The sequence below is a fragment of the Micromonospora sp. LOL_014 genome (genome assembly GCF_048060245.1).
Lineage (GTDB): Bacteria > Actinomycetota > Actinomycetes > Mycobacteriales > Micromonosporaceae > Micromonospora_E.
Genome location: NZ_JBHMIP010000031.1, coordinates 20,886 through 45,933 on the forward strand (window position 1 = coordinate 20,886; position 25,048 = coordinate 45,933).

18 protein-coding genes and 1 pseudogene are annotated in these 25,048 nt (G+C 69.8%); 8 read left to right on the forward strand and 11 right to left on the reverse strand.

Annotation, left to right across the window (positions count from 1 at the left end):
* Nucleotides 1-54: 54 nt before the first annotated feature.
* A pseudogene (gene cobC, locus ACFHW1_RS23870) lies at nucleotides 55-1,146 on the reverse strand (Rv2231c family pyridoxal phosphate-dependent protein CobC); the annotation flags it as partial.
* A gap of 182 nt (nucleotides 1,147-1,328) precedes the next feature.
* On the opposite strand from cobC, the gene ACFHW1_RS23875 reads away from it, so the two are divergent.
* A complete protein-coding gene (locus tag ACFHW1_RS23875; protein ID WP_416552750.1) occupies nucleotides 1,329-3,392 on the forward strand; it encodes a transglycosylase domain-containing protein in 2,064 nt (687 codons plus the stop codon).
* Here ACFHW1_RS23875 and ACFHW1_RS23880 read toward each other — a convergent pair.
* Nucleotides 3,372-4,934, reverse strand: a complete 1,563-nt coding sequence (locus ACFHW1_RS23880; RefSeq protein WP_416567866.1) for a cobyrinate a,c-diamide synthase — start codon at nucleotides 4,932-4,934, stop codon at nucleotides 3,372-3,374. The two genes, ACFHW1_RS23875 and ACFHW1_RS23880, sit on opposite strands and share 21 nt — an antisense overlap.
* A 127-nt stretch (nucleotides 4,935-5,061) precedes the next feature.
* On the opposite strand from ACFHW1_RS23880, the gene ACFHW1_RS23885 reads away from it, so the two are divergent.
* Nucleotides 5,062-5,901: an SURF1 family protein gene (locus tag ACFHW1_RS23885; protein WP_416567865.1), complete on the forward strand. Its 840-nt coding sequence runs from the start codon at nucleotides 5,062-5,064 to the stop codon at nucleotides 5,899-5,901.
* Entirely contained in the window at nucleotides 5,898-7,160 is a 1,263-nt protein-coding gene (locus tag ACFHW1_RS23890; RefSeq protein WP_416616126.1) for an APC family permease, read from the forward strand. Before ACFHW1_RS23885 ends, ACFHW1_RS23890 begins: the two co-directional genes overlap by 4 nt.
* Nucleotides 7,161-7,246: 86 nt before the next feature.
* Here ACFHW1_RS23890 and ACFHW1_RS23895 read toward each other — a convergent pair whose 3' ends face one another.
* Both ACFHW1_RS23895 and ACFHW1_RS23900 read right to left on the reverse strand, forming a co-directional pair.
* Nucleotides 7,247-7,549 (reverse strand): hypothetical protein, encoded by a 303-nt coding sequence (locus ACFHW1_RS23895; protein WP_281551179.1) that lies wholly within the window; start codon nucleotides 7,547-7,549, stop codon nucleotides 7,247-7,249.
* Between the two features lie 1,083 nt (nucleotides 7,550-8,632).
* Nucleotides 8,633-8,905, reverse strand: coding sequence for a winged helix-turn-helix domain-containing protein (locus ACFHW1_RS23900; protein WP_281551180.1), 273 nt, complete (start codon nucleotides 8,903-8,905; stop codon nucleotides 8,633-8,635).
* A gap of 341 nt (nucleotides 8,906-9,246) precedes the next feature.
* Between ACFHW1_RS23900 and ACFHW1_RS23905 the strand changes: the two genes are divergently transcribed.
* Nucleotides 9,247-9,675, forward strand: coding sequence for a DivIVA domain-containing protein (locus tag ACFHW1_RS23905; RefSeq protein WP_416569302.1), 429 nt, complete (start codon nucleotides 9,247-9,249; stop codon nucleotides 9,673-9,675).
* A 573-nt stretch (nucleotides 9,676-10,248) separates the two neighbouring features.
* On the opposite strand, the gene araA is transcribed toward ACFHW1_RS23905, so the two are convergent.
* The 7 genes from araA to ACFHW1_RS23940 form a co-directional block, all read right to left on the reverse strand.
* Nucleotides 10,249-11,745 (reverse strand): L-arabinose isomerase, encoded by a 1,497-nt coding sequence (gene araA / locus ACFHW1_RS23910; RefSeq protein WP_416552430.1) that lies wholly within the window; start codon nucleotides 11,743-11,745, stop codon nucleotides 10,249-10,251.
* A 76-nt stretch (nucleotides 11,746-11,821) separates the two neighbouring features.
* Nucleotides 11,822-12,559: an L-ribulose-5-phosphate 4-epimerase gene (locus ACFHW1_RS23915; RefSeq protein ID WP_416569304.1), complete on the reverse strand. Its 738-nt coding sequence runs from the start codon at nucleotides 12,557-12,559 to the stop codon at nucleotides 11,822-11,824.
* Nucleotides 12,559-14,241, reverse strand: coding sequence for a ribulokinase (araB, locus tag ACFHW1_RS23920; RefSeq protein ID WP_416552426.1), 1,683 nt, complete (start codon nucleotides 14,239-14,241; stop codon nucleotides 12,559-12,561). Before araB ends, ACFHW1_RS23915 begins: the two co-directional genes overlap by 1 nt.
* A 43-nt stretch (nucleotides 14,242-14,284) precedes the next feature.
* Nucleotides 14,285-15,307, reverse strand: coding sequence for a galactofuranose ABC transporter, permease protein YjfF (yjfF, locus tag ACFHW1_RS23925; RefSeq protein WP_416552424.1), 1,023 nt, complete (start codon nucleotides 15,305-15,307; stop codon nucleotides 14,285-14,287).
* Nucleotides 15,304-16,452: an ABC transporter permease gene (locus tag ACFHW1_RS23930; protein WP_416552422.1), complete on the reverse strand. Its 1,149-nt coding sequence runs from the start codon at nucleotides 16,450-16,452 to the stop codon at nucleotides 15,304-15,306. Before ACFHW1_RS23930 ends, yjfF begins: the two co-directional genes overlap by 4 nt.
* Entirely contained in the window at nucleotides 16,449-17,975 is a 1,527-nt protein-coding gene (locus tag ACFHW1_RS23935; protein WP_416552420.1) for a sugar ABC transporter ATP-binding protein, read from the reverse strand. The genes ACFHW1_RS23930 and ACFHW1_RS23935 overlap by 4 nt, the downstream gene beginning before the upstream one ends.
* 136 nt (nucleotides 17,976-18,111) lie before the next feature.
* Nucleotides 18,112-19,089, reverse strand: coding sequence for an ABC transporter substrate-binding protein (locus tag ACFHW1_RS23940; protein WP_416552418.1), 978 nt, complete (start codon nucleotides 19,087-19,089; stop codon nucleotides 18,112-18,114).
* Between the two features lie 642 nt (nucleotides 19,090-19,731).
* Between ACFHW1_RS23940 and ACFHW1_RS23945 the strand changes: the two genes are divergently transcribed.
* The 4 genes from ACFHW1_RS23945 to mmsB all read left to right on the forward strand — a co-directional run bounded on the left by ACFHW1_RS23945 (nucleotide 19,732) and on the right by mmsB (nucleotide 24,961).
* The gene (locus tag ACFHW1_RS23945; protein ID WP_416552748.1) at nucleotides 19,732-20,715 is read left to right on the forward strand and encodes a LacI family DNA-binding transcriptional regulator; all 984 of its coding nucleotides are present in this window, start codon (nucleotides 19,732-19,734) and stop codon (nucleotides 20,713-20,715) included.
* 385 nt (nucleotides 20,716-21,100) lie between these two features.
* Nucleotides 21,101-22,222 (forward strand): multiple monosaccharide ABC transporter substrate-binding protein, encoded by a 1,122-nt coding sequence (gene chvE, locus ACFHW1_RS23950; RefSeq protein ID WP_416616133.1) that lies wholly within the window; start codon nucleotides 21,101-21,103, stop codon nucleotides 22,220-22,222.
* Nucleotides 22,223-22,232: 10 nt separating this feature from the next.
* A complete protein-coding gene (gene mmsA / locus ACFHW1_RS23955; RefSeq protein WP_416552416.1) occupies nucleotides 22,233-23,783 on the forward strand; it encodes a multiple monosaccharide ABC transporter ATP-binding protein in 1,551 nt (516 codons plus the stop codon).
* Nucleotides 23,780-24,961 carry a multiple monosaccharide ABC transporter permease gene (gene mmsB / locus ACFHW1_RS23960; RefSeq protein WP_282231965.1) on the forward strand — a complete coding sequence of 394 codons (1,182 nt, stop codon included), beginning with the start codon at nucleotides 23,780-23,782 and terminating at the stop codon, nucleotides 24,959-24,961. Before mmsA ends, mmsB begins: the two co-directional genes overlap by 4 nt.
* The last annotated feature ends 87 nt before the right edge of the window (nucleotides 24,962-25,048 follow it).

Sequence of the window (25,048 nt, forward strand, 5' to 3'; positions counted from 1 at the left end):
CGGGCACAAGTCCGCCAGGACCGTCGGGCATCGGTACTCCACGACCATCGGGCATCAGTCCTCCAGGGTGGTCGACAACACGGAGACGAAGGCGTCGGTGGTGGCAGTGTCCCGTACCGCGATCCGCAGCCAGTCGACACCCAGCCCGGGGAACGTGTCGCCGCGGCGTACCGCGTAGCCCTGCGCACGCAGCCGGTGCCGCACCCGCTGCGCACCGGCGACGTGGATCAGGACGAACGCGCTGGCCGGGGTGCCGGCCACGGTGACCCCGGGCAGTTCGGCGAGCCGTCGGACCAGGTGGGCACGCTCGGTGGCGAGCGCGGCGGCGAACCGGCGTTCGGCGCCTACCGCCCGGCGGCTGGCGCACACCTCGGCGGCGACCAGCGCCGGAGTGGCGACCGGCCACAGCGGCGCTGCGGTGGCGAGCCGGCGCAGCAGCGGCTCCGGGCCGAGCAGGTAGCCGATCCGCAACCCGGCCAGTCCCCAGGTCTTGGTCAGGCTGCGCACCACGACGAGTCCGGGCAGGTCCCGCCGGTCGGCCAGCGACTGCGGTTCGCCCGGTACGCCGGCGGCGCAGGTGGTGTCGGCGAACGCCTCGTCGACGACGACGACCCGGCCCGGTCGGGTGAGCGCGGCGACCGTCTCGGCGGGGTGCAGCACCGACGTCGGGTTGGTCGGGTTGCCGATGAGCACCAGGTCCGCGTCGGCCGGAACGAGGCCGGGGTCAAGGGTGAACCCGGTGTCGGCGGACAACAACACCCGGTCGACCCGGTGCCCGGCGTTACGCAGGGCGGCTTCCGGCTCGGTGAACTGCGGGTGCACCACCACCGGGTGGCGGGCGTCACGCAGCGCCTGGGCGATCAGGACGAAGCCCTGGGCGGCACCGGCGGTGAGCAGCACCTCGCTGGCGGGCCGGCAATGCCGGTCGGCGACGGCCGTGACAGCGGCCCGCTGGTCGGGGTAGCGGGCGAGATCGCGCAGGCTGGCAGAGACCGGTTCGGTCAGCCAGCGCGGCGGTTCGCCGACCCGGACGTTGACCGCCAGGTCGATCAGGCCGGGGGTGGCCTCGACGTCGCCGTGGTGCCCGAGATCGTACTCCTGCATGGTGGCGATCATGCCGGGCGGGCGAGACGAAATCGACGAAGGGTGACGCTTGTGACACGATTCGTCTTATGATTTTAATCCTTTTGGTCACTTTATATGGATGTTCGGCTTAGCTTTGGGCCGTGAGGAAACGCACCCGCCACCCAGCTCGCAGTGGCCGCCTCGTCCAACTGCTCCGGGCCGGTCTGATCGCCGGTGTCGTGGTCGCCGCCGCCGCGTACCCGATGGCCGCCGTCGCCGGTCTCGGCGTCATCGCCAGCACCAGGGCGATCGACCAGATTCCCAGCGAGCTGCGCGACGCCCAGCCCGCCCAGACGTCGTACGTCTACGCCGCCGACGGCAAGACCCTGGTGACGATGTTCTACGAGGAGCACCGCAGGTACGTACCGCTGACCGAGATGTCGCCGTTCATCCAGCAGGCCATCGTCGCCTCCGAGGACAACCGGTTCTACCAGCACTCCGGCGTCGACCCGAAGGGCGTCGCCCGGGCGTTCGTCGCCAACCAGCAGGCCGGCGGGGTGTCCCAGGGCGGCTCCACACTGACCATGCAGTACGTCCGGCTCGCCCTGCAGCAGACCGCCCAGAACCCGCTGGAGCTGCAGGCGGCCACGGCGCAGACCCCCGGCCGCAAGATCCGGGAGATCCGGATCGCCATGGAGCTCGAGAAGCAGATGTCCAAACCGGAGATCCTGGAGCGGTACCTCAACGCCGCCTACTTTGGTCACCGGGCGTACGGCATCTACGCCGCCGCAGAGATCTTCTTCTCCAAGCACCCGAAGGCGCTGACCGCCAGCGAGGCCGCGCTGATCGCCGGACTGGTCAAAGCACCGTCGGAGTACGACCCGGCGACATCGGACCAGGCCGCAGCCACCGAGCGGCGCAACTACGTCATCGACCGAATGGCCGACCTGGGCTACCTCTCCCCGGTCGCGGCCGAGCAGGCCAAGGCCGAACCGATCCGGCTCAACCTGAGCACCCCGCCGAACGAGTGCGTGTCGGTGCCGCAGGAGCACAACGACTGGGGCTTCTTCTGCGACTACCTCAAGTCCTGGTGGATGAGTCAGAAGGCGTTCGGCGACAGCCCGTCCGAGCGGCTGGCAAACCTGCGTACCGGCGGGTACCGGATCGTCACCAGCCTCGACCCCGGCATTCAGAAGGTCGCCCAGGAACAGGTCACTTCCCGGGAGTCGATCGGCAGTCCGTTCGCGCACGGCCTGGTGGCGGTCGAACCCGGCACCGGACAGGTCAAGGCGATGGCGGTCAACCGGGTCTACTCGCTCGACCAGACCGACAACGGCCAGCACTCCAACCCCAACCTGCGGGAGAAGGTCAAAGGCAACTACCCGAACACGGTGACACCGCTGCTCGGCGGCGGCGACCTGCCCGGGTACCAGGCCGGCTCGACCTTCAAGATGTTCACCATGCTGGCCGCGCTGGACGCCGGCATGCCGTTGCGCTCCGGATTCAACGCGCCGCACCGGATCAACTCCATCTACGACGGCGGCCAGGGCAGCAGCAGCTGCGGCGGACGGTGGTGCCCGAGCAACGCCGACGGGTCAATGGCCGGCTTCCACTACATGTGGTCCGGGTTCGGTAAGTCGGTCAACACCTACTTCGTCTGGCTGCTGCAGCAGGTCGGCGCGGAGAAGGCGGTGCAGATGGCCGAGCGGCTCGGGCTGCGTTGGCGCACCGACGTCGACCGGCGCAACGCCTCACCCGAGTACGCCAGCAAGTGGGGTGCCTTCACCCTCGGCGTATCCGACGTGACCCCGCTGGAAATGGCGAACGCGTACGCCACCATCGCCGCCGACGGCAGCCACTGCGAGGACTCCCCGGTGTTGGCGGTGGAGAACCCGGACGGCACCCCGGTCACCTACCGGGCGTTGACCGGGGTCGACGTCGAGGTGGCAGCCCCGCGCTGCCGGGCGGCCTTCTCGCCGGACGTGGCCCGAGCCGCCACCGACGCCGCCCGCTGCCCGGTCGGTGACCGCCCGGCCGCTGGCGGCTGTGGCGGCTGGGCCACCGCCGAAGGGGTCGCCAAGGCGGTCGGGCGACCGGTTGCCGGCAAGACCGGTACCACCGACAGCACCCGGTCCGCCTGGTTCACCGGATACACCCCGGAACTCGCGGTGGCCAGCTTCATCGCCGACCCGGACAACCCGTTCAACGCGGTCGGCGACTGGCAGTCGCAGAAGCCGGTGGACTCGGCCGCCGGTACGTTGAAGAATGCCCTCAAGGGCAAGCCGCCACGCCAGTTCACCCCGCCGTCAGCCGAGATCGTCGGCTGAGGCCACCAGCACCGGCTCGGTGTCCTCGTCGTCGCCGACCGACGGCGGCCGCGGCCCGGGCGGGTGCGGTGCGGCCGGGTGCGGTGCGGCCGGGTGCGGCGGCACCGGCGGGCCGGGCTCACCGGGCGGCGGGCCGACCCGGCCGTCGCCCGCCCCCGGCCGGCCGTCGGCGGCGGCGACCACCAGTCGCCGGGCGATCTCCGGTGCCCCCGCCCAGTGCAGCGTCAACTGGGAGGCGTGCACCCGACGCCAGACGAAGCCCTCCGGCACTCCGTTGCCCCACGTCCACGCGGGGGTGTGGCCGGCACGCGGGGAAACCACCGTCTGGTGCTGCTTGTAGCCGATCAGTCGACCACCGAGCGGCGCGACCGGGGTGGCCGCCCGCGACGTCGCCTCCCGGTAGCCGACGATCATCCGGTCGGTGGTCGACGCCGCCGCGTCGAACACCTCACCCATCGGCCGCCCGTCACACTCCCGGACCAGCCAGAGCAGCCCGGTCCCCTCGGCCAGCACCGGCCGACCGGACCGGGCCAGGTCGGCCACCGCGAGGGTCAACGCACGGTTCGCCGACAACTCCGGCAGGTAGGTCTCCGGCAGCCCGCCGGGCAGCACCAGCGCCGCCGTCGCCTCCGGCAACGACTCGTCCCGCAGCGGATCCACCGGCACCACCGCGGCACCGGCGGCGGTGAGCAGTTCGACCGTCTCCGCGTAGCCGTAGATCAGCTCAGCCGTGCCGGCGACCGCGATCACCGGACGCCGGGCCGGCGGCGGCGCCGGCGGCACCCCGGCCGCCTCGGCCTCGGCGGCCAACGCGTCGCCGGCGGTCCACTCCGGCACCGGCAGCGGCGGCGCTGACCGGGCCATCGCCAGCACCAGGTCCAGGTCGACGGCCGCGTCCACCGCCTCACCCAGCCGGCGGATCAGCCGTACCGTGTCGATGTTGTGATGCGCGACCGGCACCACCCCGGCCGGGCGCGGGACCCCCGCCGGCAGTTCGCCCCGGTGCAGCGCGCCGAGCACCGGCACGCCGATCTCGTCCAAGGCGGTACGGAGCACCTGTTCGTGCCGCGCCGAGCTGACCCGGTTGAGGATCACCCCGCCAAGCCAGAGCAGTTCGTCGTACGCCCGGAAGCCGTGCACCAGCGCACCCACCGACTGGCCCATCGTCGCCGCGTCCACCGCCAGCAGCACCGGGGCGCGCACGGCGGTGGCGACGGTCGCCGTGGACGGGCTGTCCGGCCGGCTGCCGAGACCGTCGAACAGCCCCATCGTCCCGGTGACCACGGCGATGTCGGCTCCGGCCGCACCGTGCACCAGCAGCGGACCGATCCGCCCGGAGCCCACCAGCATCGGGTCCAGGTTGCGGCCCGGCCGCCCGGCGGCGGCACCCAGATACGCGGCGTCGGTGTGTTCCGGCCCGACCTTCAGCCCGGCAGTGCTCAGCCCTCGGTGCCGCAGCGCGGCCAGCAGGCCGATCGCCACCGACGACTTGCCGTGGCCGGACGCGGGGGCGCTCACCACCAGGCGGGGCAGGGACGGCATCTGCGACTCCTCTGTACGTACGGGTGGCGGGCGGTTCCGGGCGACGGACGCCAGGTGGGGTCGGCCGGACCGCCACCGGCGGCATCGGTGGAACAGCCGCAAGACGATACCCGGTAGTCTCCGCCATGTGTACCGGTTCCTGCTGACGCCCCGGTGGCTGGGCTACCTCGTGGTGGCCCTGGCCGCCGCGGCGGTGATGGTTCAGCTGGGAAACTGGCAGCTCGACCGCTACCACCAACGCAGTGCGGTCAACGACCGGATCGACACCGCCGGGCAGCAGACCCCGGTCGAGCTGACCCGGGCCGCCGGCCGCCCCGGCCCGGCACCCGGCCAGGCCGGCGACGCGCCACCGGAGTCGGCGACCTGGACCAGGGTGACCGCCGTCGGACGCTACGACAGCGGCAACGACGTGCTGGTCCGCAGCCGTACGGTGAACAGCCGGGTCGGCTACGAGGTGCTCACCCCGCTGGTGCTGGCGGACGGTTCCGCGGTGCTGGTCGACCGGGGGTGGATCCCGCCGGACGACAGCGGGCTCGCCGTCGCGCCGCCGGTGCCGCCGGCACCGACCGGCGAGGTGACCGTGACCGGGCTGCTGCGCCAGCCGGAGCCGATGTCCGGCTCGGTGACCCGCCAGGACGGCACGCTGCAGACCCGGCGGATCGCCACCCCGGTGCTCGCCACAGAGTTGCCCTATCCGATCTACGGCGGCTACGTGCTGCTGCAGGAGCAGGACCCGCCGGCCGACCCGGTCTTCGTCGCCGTACCGATCCGGCACGAGAACAGCTGGCAGAACGGCGGCTACGTGGCCCAGTGGTGGATCTTCGCGGCGATGACCCTGGTCGGCTTCGGCTGGCTGGCCCGGCGCGAGGCACACAACCGGCGGCGGCCGGCCGGTGACGGTGACCGGGCCGATGCCACCGGAGGCGATGCCGACCCGGTCGACCGGCGTTCGCCTGCCGTACGGTGAGCCCGACCGACCCGTCGCCCGGCGGTCTGGCCCGCCGGCTGGGCACCGGCGACGCGGTGGTCGTCGGTCTCGGTGCGATGATCGGCGCCGGGGTGTTCGCCGCGTTCGCCCCGGCGGCGGCCGCCGCCGGCGGCTGGCTGCTCGCCGCGCTCGGCGTCGCCGCCGTGGTGGCCTACTGCAACGCGATGTCGTCGGCGCGGCTGGCCGCCCGCTACCCGGAGTCCGGCGGCACCTACGTGTACGGCCGACGCCGGCTCGGCGACTTCTGGGGCCACCTCGCCGGCTGGGGGTTCGTGGTCGGCAAGACCGCCTCGTGTGCGGCGATGGCGCTCACCGTCGGCAGCTACCTGGCCCCGGGATACGCCCGGCCGGTCGCGGTCGCGGCGGTGGTCGCGCTCACCGCGCTGAACCTGTTCGGCGTGCACCGGTCGGCGCTGGCCACCCGGATCATCGTCGGTGTCGTGCTGGTGGTGCTGGCGGCGGTGGTCGTGGCCGGGCTGATCGGCGGCACCGGGCCGGTCGTCGGCGGGGCAGGCGGCGTACCCGTCGACGGCTGGGGGGTGCTGCAGGGCGCCGGGCTGCTCTTCTTCGCCTTCGCCGGCTACGCCCGGATCGCCACCCTCGGCGAGGAGGTCCGCGACCCGCGGCGCACCATCCCGCGGGCGATCCCGATCGCACTGGGCATCACCCTGGCGGTCTACGCGCTGGCTGCGGTCGCGGCGCTGCGGGCCCTGGGCCCGGCCGGGCTGGCCGACGCGCCGGCACCGCTGGCCGCCGCCGTGTCGCAGGCCGGTGCCGGCTGGTTGACCCCGGTGGTACGCGTCGGCGCGGCCACGGCGGCGCTCGGGGCGCTGCTGGCATTGATCCTCGGGGTGTCCCGGACCGTGTTCGCGATGTCCCGGGGCCGGCATCTGCCGGCCGGGCTGGACGCCGTACATCCGCGCCGTCAGGTGCCGCACCGGGCGGAGATCGCGGTCGGGGTCGCGGTGGTCGCCCTGGTCTGCGTCGCCGACCTGCGCGAGGCGATCGGCTTCTCGTCGTTCGGGGTACTGGTCTACTACGCGGTGGCCAACGCCGCCGCGTTGACCCTGCGCCGCGACGAGGGCGCGCTGCCGAAGGCCGTACCGGTCGTCGGGATCGCCGGCTGCCTGCTGCTGGCCGCCACCCTGCCCGGCACGGCAGTGCTCACCGGGCTGATGGTGTTCGCTGTCGGCGTCGGCGTCTGGTGGGCCGGCTGCGGCGTCCGCGCCCGAGGCTGACCGACAACCTGCGCGTGGACGTCGCGGGTTAGGCGACCTGGCTTACCCGGATCAGGCTCTATCCAGTCGAGAGATTGAGGCCATGGTCATGGTTTCGGGACGACCGTGACGCTTGGTTCCGGACGGTCCACCGAGAGCAAGAAAGCGCTCATCAGTAGCGAAAATGCCACGGTGAGCAGAGAGATGCCGAGCAGAACCTGATACGCGGTTCGGTGCCGCCGATCGGTACGCAGTCCCCAGATTGAAGCAACCGCACCGGCAGCCCCTACTGCACCGGCCAGCAGGAAGTTCACGATCAACGTCGCCAGGCCAAGGACGGACAGGACCGCCACAAGACCAATTTTGGAGTTCGTTTGCTCCGGACTGAGTGACTCTTGCTGGGTTGACATGGCATTCCTCCTGCACTGTTGACAGATCGTACAAGATCCCCCTCACGTCCACACGTCGGCGAGGGGCCGGCGCGAGAACCCATCGCAATTGCGGTGGCCCTCGCACCGGCATAGCTCGATCAGAAGATTGAGCAGGTGAAATTGCCCGAGCTACCACCATTCGCCATACCGTTCAGGCGAAGGCACTCGTCGACCGTCTGCACGTCCCAGCCGCCGACTCCCAAATAAACCGTTGCTTAGCCCAAATTCGAGCAGTGTTGCTAACGATGCCGCTACCGTGAGATTGAACGCCAGCATGACGCCAGCCTATCGACTTAGTCTCCCCATCGGCATAGTCGTAGGTCGCGCTGGTAACAGTACTGCCCGAGTTACACCAGGTACCAACCACCCAGAAGGTGTAGAGGGTATTTCCTGCCAACGACGTAGAACTTCCGGTAGCTTGGCCAAGCCAACATGCGGAGATCGCGGGATTCTCATGCCTCATTTGTTGAAGAATTTCCCGGTCGACCGGAGCCAAAGCAGTGGTCCTAAACTGGACCGTTTTCACAAGCATGCGGCTATCGAATGCTGCCCGCTCCCCTGACAGACAACTCTTCATATTCGACCTCTGGATCGACTGACGCGTAGACCTTGTCTACTACGGCGACTGGATCCACTCGCTCCACTGCGGTTGCCGCACCGGAACTCAACAACACGACAAGTGCGGCGACAACTGCACACAGTAACGAAGCTAACCCTCTTCTGATCATCAATTCCCAGTTCAAGATCGATTAGCGTTAGCCCTGGGCATAGGCGAATATTAGTCACATAATAGGTTGAAAATCGCGATCTGTCAAGTATCCGACAGTCTCCTGTGGTTCGCGACTAGGCGGTCCTAGTTGGCCGATCCACGAAGTAGCCATGAGCCGCAGCGGCAGACCCCAGTCGGTGCGGCCGCCAGCGACAGCCACGAGGCTGACCCGCCACGAAAGTCCGCCCTCCCGACACTCCTTGTCACTTGCCCGACTACCAGCCGCTGGGGTGGGCTGGTTAGTGACGATTGGATGCCAGGAAGCCAGGTGACCTGCCACTACGCCGCAACCCTCAGATCTCGAAATCTGGCTCGTCATCATCGTCACCGTCGGGCAGTAGCCATCGGTCGCTGGGCTCGACGAAGGTGCCTTTGCCCTGGTGGCGGCGGACCAGCCGGCGCGCTTCCAGCCGCACGAGGACCATCTTGATGGTCGTGGCACCGACCGTGTAGCGCTTGCTCATCTCGGCGATCGAGGGCAGCTTCTCCCCTGGCTTGAGCCGGCCGCTGACGATCGCTGCGGCGTAGGCGTCCGAAATGCGGACATAGTCGGGCTGCGTAGGCATTTGGAGTCTCCTTGCACGGCAACCCGATTCGATCACGAGACACGTGACCGCGACAAGGATTCATTGACATAGGCGGCTTAGACGCCTATGTTTTCCCGCGAGCACTCCTTGCACGGCAGCTTGGGGCGCTCACCTCCGGTCGGGGCGTGTAGCGAGTCACGCCGTTGGGCGTCCCGGCCCCGAAGGTTTGCCCTGGTCGCCGTACTGCCAAGGAGGGCTGCGGCGATTAGGGTGCGGGTGGCCCCGCCGGGATCGGCAAGCGGCAGGGCCGCCCCCCGTCCAGACCCATCCACGACACCGCCTGATCGGCACCAGGAGTGAACAATGGGGAGGAACACGTGATGCGAGAGCTTTGGCGACGCTGGCGACTGCGCTGGCAACGCCGCAAGATGGCCACCACCCCACCGCGTGACTGGCCGGCGGGCAGCGGCGTCTACCACGTACCCGATGGTCGCAGCCGCAACCAGCGACCCACCGCGTACCGGCCGATCCGCCCTTGGCAGATCCGCGCCCACCGCTTCCCGACAATCCCGCGGCGCGGCGGCGGCCGGGGCCTGGACCCCGGCGAAGTCGCCGCCTTCCTCGAACGGATCGCCCACGACCTCGGCATCGTCTACGCCGAACTCGACCGCACCTACGAGCAGAACGACCGCATCAAGGACGCGCTCCGCCGCTGGCAGACCAGCCAGGCCCGCGCCGCGCAGACCACCATGAACCTGCACGCCTGGACCGGCGGCGGTACCCCCGCCCGGTACGCGAGGCAGTCGTGACCGACCCGCCCCCCGCACCCCGTCACCTGGCGGCGTTCGACGATGCCAAGCAGACCGGGGACTGCCCCTGTCACGGATCCCGTTTCGGAACCGCTGTCACCAGGCGAAGATCCCGATTGCCGAAGGTCGCTACGAGCAGTACCTGGTCGACCGCACGGAAGAGGAGGGGCGAGCCACGATTCGCGCTGAGAACCTCGGCCACATCCGTAGGCATGAGCTGGCCGAGATGCGCAAGTCCGGCTGGGCTTGCCCAGGCTGGGGTTGACGCAGCCCTCGGGTAAGCCAGGCGCGGATCTCTCAGATCGAACACGGACAGGTTGACACCCCGGACGCACTGTGTCTGTACGTCCGAAGCACTCGGTGCTGAGGTCTCTATCGTTGTGTCCCGAGGGTCCACTAACGCTACGGGTCGTCTAAAGCCCGGCGGTCCAGCTTCCAGCCCTGGACAGCTTGGAGCCCCTCGACGACCTGCCCTGGAGCCGCACGACGTGCCCGACGCCGATCGCCACTGATCCGGGCAGCCACCCGCCCCGCTGCCCGGGGCGCCAGCACCCGGGCAGCGGGACCAGCAGGTCAGAAGCCGCGGGCGAGCCGGTGGTACGCCTGGCTCCAGCGCAGCTCGGCGGCGAACCGCCGGACCGTCGTGTCGGCGTCGATGACCGCCAGTTCAGTGCCGGTCATCTCGGCCAGATCGTGCAACTCGTCCACCCCGACGGCCTGGGAGAGGACGGTGTGGTGCGGGCCGCCGGCGGTCAGCCACGCCTCGGCCGACGTCGGCAGGTCCGGCTCGGGGCGCCACACCGCCCGGGCCACCGGCAACTTCGGCAACGGCTGTGCCGGCGGCACGACCTCTATCTCGTTGGCCACCAGGCGGAACCGTTCGCCCAGGTCGACCATGCCGAGCACGACGGCCCGGCCGGGTGCGGCGTCGAAGACCAACCGGACCGGGTCCTCCCGGCCGCCGATGCTCAGCGGGTGGATCTCACACGACGGGGTGTCGGCGGCGATGCTCGGGCAGACCTCCAGCATGTGCGCGCCGAGGATGAGCTCCTGGCCAAGGGTCAGGTCGTAGGTGTAGTCCTCCATGAACGACGTACCACCGGAGGTGCCGACGGACATCGCCTTGAGGGTGCGTACCAGTACGGCGGTCTTCCAGTCGCCTTCACCGCCGAAGCCGTAGCCGTCGGCCATCAGCCGCTGCACCGCAAGACCGGGCAGCTGCCGCAGCCCGCCCAGGTCCTCGAAGTTGGTGGTGAAGGCCCGGAAGCCGCCCTCGGTCAGGAAGCCGCGCAGACCCAGTTCGATGCGTGCGGCGTAGCGCAGCGAGTCGTGCCGGTCGCCGCCGGCCCGCAGCGCCGGGTCCACCCGGTACCGCTGCTCGTACTCGTCGACCAGCACCTTGACGTCGGGGTCCGGTACCGCGTCGACCGCCTCGACGAGTTCGTTCACCCCGTACGTGTTGACCGAGACGCCGAACCGGACCTGCGCCTCCACCTTGTCACCTTCGGTGACCGCGACGTTGCGCATGTTGTCGCCGAACCGGGCGAGTTTCAGCGACCGCAGCTCGGTGTGGCCGATCGCGGCCCGCGCCCAGCCGGCGATCCGGCCGACGACCCGGGGGTCGCTGACGTGGCCGGCGACGGTCTTGCGGGCCACCCCGAGCCGGGTCTGCACGTAGCCGAACTCGCGGTCGCCGTGCGCGGCCTGGTTCAGGTTCATGAAATCCATGTCGATCTCGGCCCACGGCAGCGTCACGTTCGCCTGGGTGTGCAGGTGCAGCAGCGGCTTGCGCAGCGCGTCCAGGCCGGAGATCCACATCTTTGCCGGGGAGAACGTGTGCATCCAGGCGACCACCCCGACCACGCCGGGTTCGGCGTTGGCGGCGAGGCAGACCCGCAGGATATCCTCCGGGCTGGTCAGCACCGGCCGCCAGACGATCTTGACCGGCAGCCCGTCGGCGGCGTCCAACCGCCGGGCGATCTCCTGGGACTGCTCAGCCACCTGCTGCAACGTCTCCGGACCGTACAGCCCTTGGCTGCCGGTCAGGAACCACACCTGCGCCGACCGCATCGATGCCTCCATCACCACGGATCCCCCCTATGCCACACTTCTCGGTCCCATCTGGACAATCTCTGCCGGCTGCGGTTCACCGCTGGCCGTACACGTTCTGGTAACGCTCGTACAGCGCGTCGACCGCTGCCTGCGGCAGCGGCTCGACCGGACCGAGCTGGCGGGCCAGGTGGATGGTGCGGGCCACGTCCTCACACATCACCGCCGCCTTCACCGCTGCCTTCGCGGTCGCGCCGATGGTGAACGGGCCGTGCTGGCGCATCAGCACCGCCGGTGACCGGTGGTCGGTGAGCGTCGCAACGATGCCCCGGCCGATCGCGTCGGAGCCGATCAACGCGAACGGCCCGACCGGGATCTCGCCGCCGAACTCGTCGGCCATCGCGGTCACCGCGCACGGGATCGGTTCGCCGCGTGCCGACCAGGCGGTGGCGTACGGGCTGTGCGTGTGCACCACCCCGCCGACGGACGGCATGTGCCGGTAGACGTACGCGTGTGCCTCGGTGTCGCTCGACGGCGCGTAGTCGCCCTCGACCAGCGTGCCGTCGAGATCGGTGACGACCATGTGCGCCGGGGTGAGTTCGTCGTAGCTGACCCCGGACGGCTTGATCACCAGCAGGTCGGCGCCGGGTACCCGGGCCGAGACGTTGCCGCTGGTCCAGGTGACCAGCCCCCAGCGGGTCAGGTGCTCGTGCAGCCGGCACACCTCGGCACGCAGCCGGGTGACCTCGGCCGCGACGTCGGCGGCCGCGACGTCGGTTGCGGAGCCGGCGGTCGTTGCGGAACCGGCGGTCGTTGCGCGGGCGGTGGTGCTCATCAGGCGGAAACCTCCCGGTCGGAGCGGGCGAGCGCGGCGTTGCGGATGTCCCGCAGCCGGTGCATCGCCTTGTCGGCACCGGTGCCGAAGTGGTCGTGCAGCAGCTGGTACTCGGCGTACAGCCGGTCGTAGCCGGCGGCCCGGTCGGGGTCGGGGCGGTAGACGGCGGTCTCCACCGCGCCCATCGCCCCGGCGGCGGTGACCACGTCCGGGTACGCCCCGGCGGCGACCGCCGCGTGGATCGCCGAGCCGAGCGCCGGCGCCTGGTCGGAGGTGGCCACGCTGACCGGCCGGCGCAGCACGTCGGCGTAGATCTGCATGATCAGCTTGTTTCGTTTCAACCCGCCGGCGACGACGAACTCGGTCACCGGCAGCCCGGCGCGCTCGAACGTCTCCACGATCGTCCGGGTGCCGAACGCGGTCGACTCGATCAGCGCCCGGTAAATCTCGTCCGGGCGGGTGGCCAGGGTCAGCCCGACGATCAGCCCGGACAGGTGGTGGTCGACCAGGACCGACCGGTTGCCGCTGTGCCAGTCCAGGGCGACCAGCCCGTGCCCGCCGACCGGCTGCTCGGCGGCCTGCCGGGTGAGCAGGTCGTGCACGCTGAGCCCGAGACGCGCCGCCTCGTCGTGCACCGTTGGTGGTACGCCGTTGTCGACGAACCAGGCGAAGATGTCGCCGACGCCGGACTGGCCGGCCTCGTAGCCGTACGCCCCCGCGGTGATGCCGCCGTCGACGACGCCGCAGATGCCCGGGACCTCGACCAGGTCGGTGCCGTTCATCACGTGGCAGGTGGAGGTGCCCATCACGGCGAGCAGCTGCCCGGGGGCGACCGCGCCGGCCGCCGGCGGGGTGACGTGCGCGTCGACGTTGCCGACGGCGACCGCGATGCCGGCCGGCAGCCCGGTCCAGCCGGCGGCCTCGGCGGTCAGCCCGCCGGCCCGGGCGCCCAGCGGCAGGATCGGATGCTCCAGCCGGGTGGCCGCGAAGTCGGCGAAGTCGGGGTGCAGCGCGGCCAGGTACGCCGGGTCCGGGTACCGGCCGTCCTGGTGGATGCCCTTGTAGCCGGCGGTGCAGGCGTTACGGGTCTCGGCGCCGCACAGCTGCCAGATGATCCAGTCGGCGGCTTCGATCCATCGCTCGGTACGGGAGTAGACCTCCGGGTCCTCCTCCAGCACCTGCAGCGCCTTGGCGAACTGCCACTCGGCGGAGATCTTGCCGCCGTACCGGCCGATCCACGGCTCGCCGCGCTGGTGGGCGAGGGCGTTGATCCGGTCGGCCTGCGGCTGCGCCGAGTGGTGCTTCCACAGCTTCGGCCAGGCGTGCGGCCGGTCGGCCAGCTCGGGCAGCTGGCACAGCGGGGTGCCGTCGGCCAGGGTCGGCAGCACGGTGCACGCGGTGAAGTCGGTGGCGATGCCGATCACCTGCGCCGAGGCCACGCCGGCGTCGGCGAGTGCCGCCGGCACGGCGTGGCGCAGCACGTCCCGGTAGTCCTCCGGATCCTGCAACGCCCAGTCAGGCGGCAGCGGTTTGCCGCTGGTGGGCAGGGCCCGGTCGATGACGGCGTTGCGGTACTCGTGCACCGCCGAGCCTGTCTCGGCGCCGTCGGCGACCCGGACCACGACGGCCCGCCCGGACAGGGTGCCGAAGTCGATGCCGATGGTGTACTGGTCGGTGTTCACCCGTTCTCCCTGTGGTGGATTCTGGCCTGGCCACTATGGTGAGTCATCTGCCCCGCCGGGTGACCAGGCGTTGCAGGATGATGAAGGCGAACAGCAGCACCCCGATGACGATCTTCGTCCACCAGGAACTCAGATTCGCCTGGAAGGCGATGATCGTCTGGATGAGACCGAGCACCCCGACGCCGAGGACGGTGCCGAGCAGGTACCCCGATCCGCCGGTCAGCAGCGTGCCGCCGATCACCACCGCGGCGATCGCGTCGAGTTCCATTCCCTGGGCGTGCAGGCTGTAGCCGGAGAGCATGTAGAAGCTGAGCAGCACCCCGCCGAGCGCCGCGCAGAACCCGCTGATGGTGTAGACGGCGATCCGGGTACGCCCGACCGGCAGGCCCATCAGCAACGCCGACTGGGGGTTACCGCCGATGGCGTACACCTTGCGCCCGAAGGGCGTGTACGCCAGGACGTACGCCGCAGTCAGCGCCACGAGGAGCGCGATGACCACGCTGATCGAGATGAAGTAGCCGTCGCCGAAACGGATCCGCTGTTGCGCCGCCGCGGTCCAGAACGCGTCGGTGATCGGGATCGAGTCGCTGGTGATCAGGTGGCAGAGCCCACGGGCGAAGAACATCCCGGCGAGGGTCACGATGAACGGCTGGATTTCGAAGAAGTGGATGATCAGGCCCATCAGCAGCCCGAGCGTGGTGCCGATGAGCAGGACCAACGGCAGCACCACACCGGCCGGCCAGCCCTCGCGCAGCAGCACGGCGGCGCAGACGGTGGTCAGGGCGACCACCGCGCCGACCGACAGGTCGATGCCGCCGGTGAGGATCACGAAGGTCATCCCGACCGCGACGACCAGCAGGAAGGCGTTGTCGACGAAGACGTTCAGCAGGATCTGCGGCTGGGCGAACCCGGTGTAGTTGAGCGCGCCGAGCCCGTACATGGTGGCCAGTAGGGTGAGGGTGGCCGCGACCGGCAGGTGCCGTTGCTGCGGCCAGTAGCGCCGGGTGCGAGCGGTCGGCGTCGGCGCGGTGGCCGTCGCCTGCCGGGGGTCGCTGACGTCGATCATGCCGTTGCCTCCGCCGCTGTCTGTCCCGCCGGTTCGACCTGCCGTGGCTGTCCGTCGCCGGTGGATTCGCCACGCCGCTGCCCGGGTGGGGATCCGGGTGGCCGGGGCGGCCCGCCCCGTCCTGCGCCGCCGCGACCGAGGCCGGAGATCCGGGCGCGGAACGCCGACGACTGGGCCAGGCACAGCACGATGACCACGACCGCCTTGAACAGCAGCGTCGCCTCGCTGGGGATGCCGATGGTGTAGATGGTGATGTCCAGCGCCTTGATGATCACCGCGCCGAGGACGCTGCCGGCGAGGGAGAACCGGCCGCCGGTGAGCGCGGTACCGCCGATGACGACGGCGAGGATCGCGTCGAGCTCGATCAGGTTGCCGGCGTTGTTGCCGTCGGCGCTGGAGACGTTCGAGCTGAAGATGATCCCGGCAATGCCGGCGCAGAGTCCGGCGAAGACGTACGCCAGGATGACGAGTTGCCGGGCGCGGATGCCGGCCAGTCGGCTGGCGGTCGGGTTGCCGCCGACCGACTCGACCAGCATGCCGAGCGCGCTGCGCCGGATCAGCAGCGCCGCGGCGGTGACCACCGCGACGACGATGAGCACCGATACCGGCAGGGTGAGCGCGTAGCCGGCACCGATCACCTTGTACGGCGACGAGTTGACGTTGATGATCTGCCCGTCGGTGATCAGCTGGGCCAGCCCTCGGCCGGCCACCATGAGGATCAGGGTGGCGATGATCGGCTGGATGCCGATCGCGGCGACCAGGGTGCCGTTCCAGAGGCCGAGCAGCACCGACAGCCCGAGCGCGAGGAGGACGGCGAACAGCACGCCGGTGACGCTGTTCTGGTCGGCCAGACCGCTGATGTGCAGGCAGGCGAGCGCGCCGGAGATGGCCATCACCGAGCCGACGGACAGGTCGATGCCGCCGGTGGCGATGACCACGGTCATCCCGACGGCGACCAGGACCAGCGGGGTGCTGGCCCGCAGGATGTCGATCAACGACCCGTACAGGTGCCCGTCGCGAACCGTGATGGAGAAGAAGCTCGGAGTGAAGAACAGGTTGCTGACCAGCAGCACCACCAGGATCAGCACCGGCCAGAACAGCCGCTGCCGGACCAGGCCGGTCAGTCGTCGATGCGTGTCGCTCATGCTGCCGCCTCCCCGGCGATGGTCCGCATGATCCGGTCCACGTCGACGCCCGCGCCGTTGGCGAGCTGGTCGATCATCTGCCGGTCCCGCAGTACCGCGATCTTGTGGCTGAGCCGGAGGACCTCCTCCAGCTCGGCGCTGATGAACAGCACCGCCATGCCGCCGCCGGCCAGCTCGACCACCAGGCGCTGGATCTCCGCCTTGGCACCGACGTCGATCCCCCGGGTCGGTTCGTCGACGATGAGCAGCTTGGGCTCGGTGATCAGCCAGCGGGCCAGCAGCACCTTCTGCTGGTTGCCGCCGGACAGGTTGCGGATCGGCAGCTCCGGGTCGGCCGGGCGGATCTGCAGCGCGGCGATGTACTTGGCGACCAGCTCGTCCTGGCGGCGACGCGGGATCGGTCGGGCCCACCCCCGGGCGGCCTGCATGGCGAGGACCAGATTCTCCCGTACGGTCAGGTCCTCGACGACGCCCTCGGCCCGCCGGTTCTCGGAGCAGAAGGCGATGCCGTTGGCCATCCCGGCGCGCGGGCCGCGCAGCGCGGTCGGCTTGCCGGCGATGCTCACCCGGCCCCGCTCCGCGCGGTCGGCGCCGAACAGCAGTCGGGCCGCCTCGGTGCGGCCCGAGCCGAGCAGCCCGGCGAAGCCGACCACCTCGCCGGCGTGGATGGTCAGGTCGAACGGGGCGATCGCCCCGGACCGGCCGAGTCCGGTGGCCTCCAGCACCGGCTGGCCACCCTCCAGGGTGGCCAGGTCCGGCTTGGACTCGCCGTCGAGCTGCTCCAGGACGCTGAGGTCCTTGCCGATCATTCTGGCCACCAGCTCCAGCTGGCTCAGCTGTTCGACCGGCCACTCACCAATCAACCGGCCGTTGCGCAGCACGGTCATCCGGTCGGCGATCTCGTAGACCTGGTCGAGGAAGTGCGAGACGAACAGGATCGCCACGCCGGACTCCTTGAGCTGGCGAATCACCGCGAACAACTGTTCCACCTCGGAGGCGTCCAGGCTGGAGGTCGGCTCGTCGAGGATGAGCACCTTGGCCGAGATGTCCACCGCACGGGCGATGGCGACCATCTGCTGTACGGCGAGCGAGTGGCTGGACAGCGGCGCCGTCACGTCGATGTCGAGGTGCAGCCGGTGCAGCAGCTCGGCCGAGCGTCGCCGCATCGTGGCCCACCTGATCGCGCCGAACCGGCGCGGTTCCCGGCCGATGAAGATGTTTTCTGCCACCGACAGGTTGGGGCAGAGGTTCACCTCCTGGTAGACGGTGCTGACACCGGACTGCTGGGCCTGTAGCGGGCCGGCGAACCGGGCCTGCCGGCCGCCGAGACGGATCTCACCGCGGTCGATTCCGTAGACCCCGGTGAGAACCTTGATCAGGGTGGACTTGCCAGCGCCGTTCTCGCCCATCAGGGCGTGCACCTCGCCGGGGAACATCCGGAAGTCGACGTCGTCGAGCGCGACGACGCCGGGGAAGGTCTTGCCGATCCCGGTCATCTCCAGGATCGGCGCCGCGTCGGTCATCCGTACCTCTCACTGCTGTCGCTGCGGCCGGCCACCGCCGGCCCGGTCGGCGCTTTGCGGGGCCGACCGGGCCGGCGGCCGGCACCTGCCTCGTCGTCCCGCCCGGCGCGGTGGCCGGGCGGGACGACGGTCCGGCTCAGTACTGCCGGGTGGGCAGTGCTTCCTTGGCCTCTTCCTGGGTGAAGGTGGTCTCCTCGGTGACCACCCGCCTGGGCACCGACTCACCGGCGTGCACCTGCTCGACCAGCTCCATCAGCTGTGGCCCGAGCAGCGGGCTGCACTCCGCGATAAAGTTGATCTTGCCGTCGGCGAGCGCCTGCATGCCGTCGCGGACCGCGTCGATCGTGATGATCGTGATGTCCTGGCCGGGCACCAGACCGGCGGCCTCGATCGCCTCGATCGCGCCGAGCCCCATGTCGTCGTTGTGCGCGAAGAGCACGTCGATGTCGTCGTGGGCCTGGAGGAAGGCCTCCATGACCTCCTTGCCCTTGGCCCGGGTGAACTCACCGGTCTGCGACGCGATGATCTCGAACTTCGGGTCGGCGGCGATCGCCTCGCCGAAGCCCTGCTTGCGGTCATTGGCCGGGGCCGAGCCGGTGGTGCCCTGCAGCTCGACGATCCGGACCGGGCCCGACTCGTCGGCGAACTCCTCGACCAGCCACTCGCCGGAGAGCCGGCCCTCGAGGACGAAGTCGGAGCCGATGAAGGTCTCGTAGAGCGTCTCGTCCTGCGAGTCCACCGCGCGGTCGGTCAGGATCACCGGGATCCCGGCGTCCTTGGCCTCCTTGAGCACGGTGTCCCACCCGGACTCCACGACCGGAGAGAAGGCGATCACATCGACCCGCTGGGCGATGAAGTTGCGAATCGCCTTGATCTGGTTCTCCTGCTTCTGCTGGGCGTCGGCGAACTTCAGCTCGACCCCGGCCTCGGCCGCGGACTCCTGGACCGACTTGGTGTTCGCGGTACGCCAGCCACTCTCGGCGCCGACCTGGGAGAAGCCGAGGACGATCTGGTCGTCACTGCTGCCGCCTCCCTCCGTACCCGAGTCACCACAGGCGGCGGTGGTCGCCACCATCATCGCCGCGATCATGACGGCGGATAAACGTCTGAACATGCCTACCTCCCGCTGAGGCTGATGTCGTCCGCCGGTTGGCCGGACGACCCGCGGTCAAGAACGGCCCACGTATGCGATGGACCGATTGTTAGCGTTAACTTTACGTCCTGGCCAAACCCCCGGCATGCGCCGAGCTTCCGACCCATCGACACCCTTCCCAGGTGGCCAGACTGGTGGGGATGCCATCGACGACTGGAGCCCAACCGCCGCGTTTCAGGAGTGTTACCGTTCTCATCAAGCACGTCAAGGGGGTGGATCGCGGCCGTTACCGCTCCGTTGCGACAACCGCCCTCGGCAGCACCGAGTTGAGTTGGGCGGTCGGATGAGCGATAACATCGACAACAGTCGCAGCGACAGTATCCGGTCGGGTGCCCGCCGCAGTGGGGCACCGCTGCCGGATCGATGGGACCAGGTTGTCCCCTCGGCTCACTGCCAGCCCATGGCGGGTCGCGGTAGGTGACCGCTAACCTCGCTGTTGACGGAACTGGCAGGGGCACCGAAGGACAAGCCCGGCCCACCCGGCCGGTCCAGCTCCGCGGCCCTGGCACCATGCCGGGTCTGAAGATCATCGGCAGTGCCGGCACGTCCCGGCCGGACTTGAGGTGGGCAGCGGTGAGTAGCAGAAGCGTCCGGGAACCGGCGATGACGGATGTGGCCAGGCTGGCCGGGGTAAGCCACCAAACGGTGTCCCGGGTGCTCAACGGCCACCCCAACGTGCGTGAGCAGACCCGGCTGCGAGTCCGGGCCGCCATCGCCGAGCTGGGCTACCGGCCGAACCGGGCGGCTCGTGCCTTGGTCACCGGCAAGTCACAGGTGATCGGAGTGGTGGCGCAGAACTCGACGCTCTACGGTCCAGCGTCCCTACTTGCCGCATTCGAGCAGGCCGCCGGGGCCGCCGGGTTCGCGGTCAACGTTGGCAGCGTCCGCAGCCTGGACCGGCAGTCCATCGCCGGCGTCGTCGACCGCCACCTCGACCAGCGGGTCGCCGGCCTGGTAGTGATCGCACCAGTGGTCTCTGCTGGCGAAGCCGTGGAACAAGTGCCGGCCGGGGTGCCGCTGGTCACCATCGACGGTGATCCGCAGCGCAACACCGCGCTGATCACCGTCGACCAGGCGGCCGGAGCCCGGGCCGCCACCCAGTGTCTGCTGGACGCGGGTCACCCCACCGTCTGGCATGTCTCCGGCCCAGGCGACTGGTTCGACAGCGCCGGACGGATCCACGGCTGGGAGCAGACCCTTCGGGATGCCGGCGCCGAGGTGCCGCCGCTGGTGCCGGCCGACTGGAGTGCAGCGTCCGGCTACCGGGCCGGACAGATGCTTGCCCGGATGCGCGACGTCACCGCCATCTTCGCCGCCAACGACCATCTCGCGCTGGGCATCCTGCGGGCGCTGAGCGAGCGGGGTCGGCGGGTGCCGGACGAGGTCAGCATCGTTGGCTTCGACGACGTGCCGGAGGCCGCCTACTTCACCCCACCGCTGACCACTGTCCGGCCGGATTTCGACGCGGTGGCCAAGGCGAGCCTGGCGCTACTGCTGCGGCAAATTGAGTCGGGCGCACGCAGCGACGAGCGGCACACCATCGAGCCGGCCCTGGTGCACCGGCGCAGCGTCGCCGCACCCGGCTGAACCGGCCCGCCGAGCCGAGCTCGCGGCACACTCACGTCAAGTCCGTGAGCTGCGGAAACATCATCCGACAGCAGAGTCGGGGTGGCCCCGGTGGAGCCGCCGGCGAAGTCGGTCGATGGTTTCGCGTCGGTTTCCTCAGGATCGCGTAAGGGCTCTTGACAGCGATCTTGTGAGCGATAACACTGCGACTCACAGTGCCACCGATAGCTGCAGCAACCCGACAGCGTGACGGGGTCGCATGGCCAGCGGCCGCCCGCCGTGCCCGGTGCACCGCCCAGCGTCCCGGCACCCCATCGCCCGCGGCACCACAACCTCCCGCCTGCGGTGCCACAACCGCAGCCCATCCTAGAAGATGGAGACGTCCGTGCAATTGCGCACCAGCACCATGATCCGACGGCTGGCCACGATCGGCGCAGCCGCCACCCTGGCGACCAGCCTGGCCGCCTGCGGCTCCAGCGAGAAGACCATCGACCAGGAGACCGCCGACGGCGACAACGCAGGTGCCCTGGTCGGCGTCACCATGCCCACCAGGTCCTCCGAACGCTGGATCAGCGACGGCGACAACGTCCAGGCCGCGCTGGAGGAGCTCGGCTACGAGGTCGACCTGCAGTACGCGGAGAACGACATTCCCACCCAGGTCAACCAGATCGAGAACCAGATTACCCGGGGTGCCCGGCTGCTGATCGTCGCCTCGATCGACGGCACGGCGCTGACCACTCAGCTGCAGCAGGCCGCCGACCAGGGCATTCCGGTCATCGCATACGACCGGCTGATCCGCAACAGCCCCAACGTCGACTACTACGCCACCTTCGACAACTTCGAGGTCGGCGTCCAGCAGGCCACGTCCTTGCTGGTCGGACTCGGCATGCTCAACGCGGACGGCTCCGCCGGTGACGCCGACGGACCGTTCAACATCGAACTGTTCGCCGGATCGCCGGACGACAACAACGCCACCTTCTTCTTCGAGGGCGCGATGTCTGTGCTGCAGCCGCACATCGACTCGGGCAGGCTGGTGGTCCGCAGCGGCCAGACCGACTTCGACACGGTCGCGATCCTGCGCTGGGACCCGGAGACCGCGCAGCGGCGGATGGAGGATCTGCTCACCCGCACCTACCAGGGCGGCGTCACCGTCGACGGGGTGCTCTCGCCGTACGACGGGCTCTCCATCGGCATCCTGTCCGCGCTCAAGAGCAGCGGGTACGGCACCGCCGGGCAGCCCTACCCGGTGGTGACCGGACAGGACGCCGAGCAGGTCTCGGTCAAGTCGATCCTGGCCGACGAGCAGTACTCGACGATCTTCAAGGACACCCGCGAGCTGGCGACGAAGACCGTCGAGATGGCGCACGCCGTCCTCAGCGGCGACTCACCGGAGGTCAACAACACCACCGACTACGACAACGGGGAGAAGGTCGTCCCGTCCTACCTGCTCGAGCCGGTGATCATCGACAAGAGCAACTACGAAGTGCTGATCGACAGCGGCTACTACTCGGCCGAGCAGCTGGGCTGAGTCAACGATCATGCCGACCGACGCCATCCTGCAGATGCGGGGTATCACCAAGACGTTCCCCGGCGTGCGTGCCCTGCACGACGTCAATCTGACCGTACGCCGGGGCGAGATCCACGCCATCTGCGGCGAAAACGGCGCCGGCAAGTCGACCCTGATGAAGGTGCTCTCCGGCGTCTACCCGCACGGGTCGTACGCCGGAGAGACCACCTTCGACGGCCAGCCGGCCCGGTTCGCCGGGATCCGGGACAGCGAGCACCGGGGCATCGTGATCATCCACCAGGAGCTAGCGCTCTGCCCGCAACTGACGATCGCCGAGAACATCTTCCTCGGCAACGAACAGACCCGCCGTGGCCTCATCGACTGGAACCACACCAACCACCAGGCAGCCGAGCTGCTGCGCCGGGTCGGGTTGACGGAGAATCCGACCACCCTGGTCACCGAGATCGGGGTGGGCAAGCAGCAGCTGGTCGAGATCGCCAAGGCGCTGTCCAAGCAGGTGAAGCTGCTGATCCTGGACGAGCCCACCGCCGCGCTCAACGACGAGGACTCCGCACACCTGCTCGACCTGCTCCGCGGGCTGCGGGACACCGGCATCACCTGTGTGATCATCTCGCATAAGCTGAACGAGATCCTCGCCATCGCCGACACGATCAGCATCCTGCGCGACGGCGAACTGATTGAGACGCTCGACCTGGCGAACGACGAGGTCACCGAGGACCGGCTGATCTCCGGCATGGTGGGCCGGTCGATGGAGCACCGGTTCCCGCCGCGCACCCCAAGGATCGGCGCCGAGGCGCTGCGGATCGAGGAGTGGACGGTGCGCTCCCCGGACGGCGACCGGGTGGTCGTCGCCGACGCCAACCTCACCCTGAACCGTGGGGAGGTCGTCGGGCTGGCCGGGCTGATGGGAGCCGGCCGCACCGAGCTCGCGATGAGCGTCTTCGGCCAGGCGTACGGCCGGGACATCAGCGGCCGGGTCTACAAGGACGGCCGGCAGATCCAGCTGCGCTCGGTCCGCGAGGCGATCGACCACGGCATCGCGTACGCCACGGAGGACCGCAAGCGGTACGGGCTGAACCTGATTGAGGACATCCAGCGCAACGTGTCGGCGGCCGGGCTGACCCGGCTGGCCCGCCGCGGCTGGGTCGACGAGGGCGCCGAGCACCGTACGGCGCAGGAGTTCCGCCGCAGCATGAACATCAAGGCGCCGAGCGTGGCGAGCATCGTCGGCAAGCTCAGCGGCGGCAACCAGCAGAAGGTCGTGCTGTCCAAATGGATCTTCACTGAGCCGGACGTGCTGATCCTGGACGAGCCGACCCGGGGCATCGACGTCGGCGCCAAGTACGAGATCTACTCGATCATCAACCAGATCGCCGACAACGGTACGGCGGTCCTGGTCATCTCCTCTGAACTGCCCGAACTGATCGGGCTGTGCGACCGGATCTACACGTTGTCGGCCGGCCGGATCACCGGCGAGGTGCGGCGGGCCGACGCCACCCAGGAGCGACTCATGCAGCACATGGTGCAGGGACAGGAGCAGGGATCGGGGGCCGACCGGTGAGCGTCGCCCGGATCAACGTCCGCGAGAGCGGCATCTACATCGCGTTCGGGCTGATCGTCGTGCTGTTCGCGGTGCTGACCGACGGGGCGCTGCTGCAGCCGCAGAACCTGTCCAACATCATCGTGCAGAATTCGTACGTGCTGATCCTGGCGATCGGCATGATCCTGGTCATCATCGCCGGGCACATCGACCTGTCGGTCGGCTCGGTGGTCGGCGCGACCGGGGCGATCGCCGCCGTACTGATGGTCGAGCACGACCTGCCCTGGCCGGTGGCCCTGCTGATCACCCTGATCGCCGGCGCCGCGATCGGCGCCTGGCAGGGCTTCTGGATCGCGTACTTCGGCATCCCGGCGTTCATTGTCACCCTGGCCGGGATGCTGCTGTTCCGGGCACTCACCCTGAGTGTGCTCGGCAACCAGGGCATCGGGCCGTTCCCGGATCCGGTGCGTACCCTCGCCAACGGCTTCACCGAGGGCTATCTGGGCAACATCGGGTTGGGCCCGCTCGGCGGCGCCGATCTGGTCAGCCTGCTGGTCGGTCTGGTCGCGGTCGGCGGTATCGCGGTCAGCCAGTGGCGGGCCCGGGTGGCCCGGCTCGGCTACGACCAGGCGGTGGACCCGATGCCGGTCTTCCTGTTCAAGATCGTGGGCGCCTCGGCGGCGGTGCTGTTCGTGATCGTGCAGCTGGCCCGGTTCAAGAATCTGCCGTGGGTGCTGGTGCTGCTGGCGGCGCTGGTGCTCGGCTACTCGCTGCTGACCAAGCGGTCGGTGTTCGGTCGGCAGATCTACGCGGTCGGCGGCAATCTGCAGGCCGCAGTGCTGTCCGGGGTCAAGGTCAAGTCGGTCGTGTTCTGGATCTTCGTGAACATGGGGGTGCTCTCCGCGCTGGCCGGGATCATCTTCGCCGGCCGGCTCAACCTGGCCGGACCGACCGCCGGCAACACCTTCGAGCTGGACGCGATCGCCGCCGCCTTCATCGGCGGGGCGGCCGTGCAGGGCGGGGTCGGCAAGGTGGTCGGCGCGGTCACCGGCGGTCTGATCATGGGCGTGATCAACAACGGGATGTCGCTGATCGGCGCCCCCAGTGAGAACGTCATGCTGGTCAAGGGTGCGGTGCTGCTGGCCGCGGTCGCCTTCGATGTGTGGAGCAAGCGCCGCGCCGGCGTCGCCTCCCGCTGACCCCGCCGCTCGGGCGACTCCGACCGGTCGGCACCCGACGCGTCCGTCTGGCATCGTGCAGCGCCCCGGCCGGACCGGGCATCCTGA

What these genes read in the sequence shown, in the direction of transcription:
- ACFHW1_RS23875 (WP_416552750.1), top strand. Translation starts at nt 1,329, where the DNA reads ATGGCCGCCGTCGCCGGTCTCGGCGTCATCGCCAGCACCAGGGCGATC.
- ACFHW1_RS23895 (WP_281551179.1), bottom strand. Translation starts at nt 7,549, where the DNA reads ATGTCAACCCAGCAAGAGTCACTCAGTCCGGAGCAAACGAACTCCAAA.
- ACFHW1_RS23945 (WP_416552748.1), top strand. Translation starts at nt 19,732, where the DNA reads ATGACGGATGTGGCCAGGCTGGCCGGGGTAAGCCACCAAACGGTGTCC.
- ACFHW1_RS23930 (WP_416552422.1), bottom strand. Translation starts at nt 16,452, where the DNA reads ATGAGCGACACGCATCGACGACTGACCGGCCTGGTCCGGCAGCGGCTG.
- ACFHW1_RS23900 (WP_281551180.1), bottom strand. Translation starts at nt 8,905, where the DNA reads ATGCCTACGCAGCCCGACTATGTCCGCATTTCGGACGCCTACGCCGCA.
- yjfF (WP_416552424.1), bottom strand. Translation starts at nt 15,307, where the DNA reads ATGATCGACGTCAGCGACCCCCGGCAGGCGACGGCCACCGCGCCGACG.
- chvE (WP_416616133.1), top strand. Translation starts at nt 21,101, where the DNA reads ATGATCCGACGGCTGGCCACGATCGGCGCAGCCGCCACCCTGGCGACC.
- ACFHW1_RS23905 (WP_416569302.1), top strand. Translation starts at nt 9,247, where the DNA reads ATGCGAGAGCTTTGGCGACGCTGGCGACTGCGCTGGCAACGCCGCAAG.
- ACFHW1_RS23915 (WP_416569304.1), bottom strand. Translation starts at nt 12,559, where the DNA reads ATGAGCACCACCGCCCGCGCAACGACCGCCGGTTCCGCAACGACCGCC.
- ACFHW1_RS23880 (WP_416567866.1), bottom strand. Translation starts at nt 4,934, where the DNA reads ATGCCGTCCCTGCCCCGCCTGGTGGTGAGCGCCCCCGCGTCCGGCCAC.
- ACFHW1_RS23940 (WP_416552418.1), bottom strand. Translation starts at nt 19,089, where the DNA reads ATGTTCAGACGTTTATCCGCCGTCATGATCGCGGCGATGATGGTGGCG.
- araA (WP_416552430.1), bottom strand. Translation starts at nt 11,745, where the DNA reads ATGCGGTCGGCGCAGGTGTGGTTCCTGACCGGCAGCCAAGGGCTGTAC.
- ACFHW1_RS23935 (WP_416552420.1), bottom strand. Translation starts at nt 17,975, where the DNA reads ATGACCGACGCGGCGCCGATCCTGGAGATGACCGGGATCGGCAAGACC.
- mmsA (WP_416552416.1), top strand. Translation starts at nt 22,233, where the DNA reads ATGCCGACCGACGCCATCCTGCAGATGCGGGGTATCACCAAGACGTTC.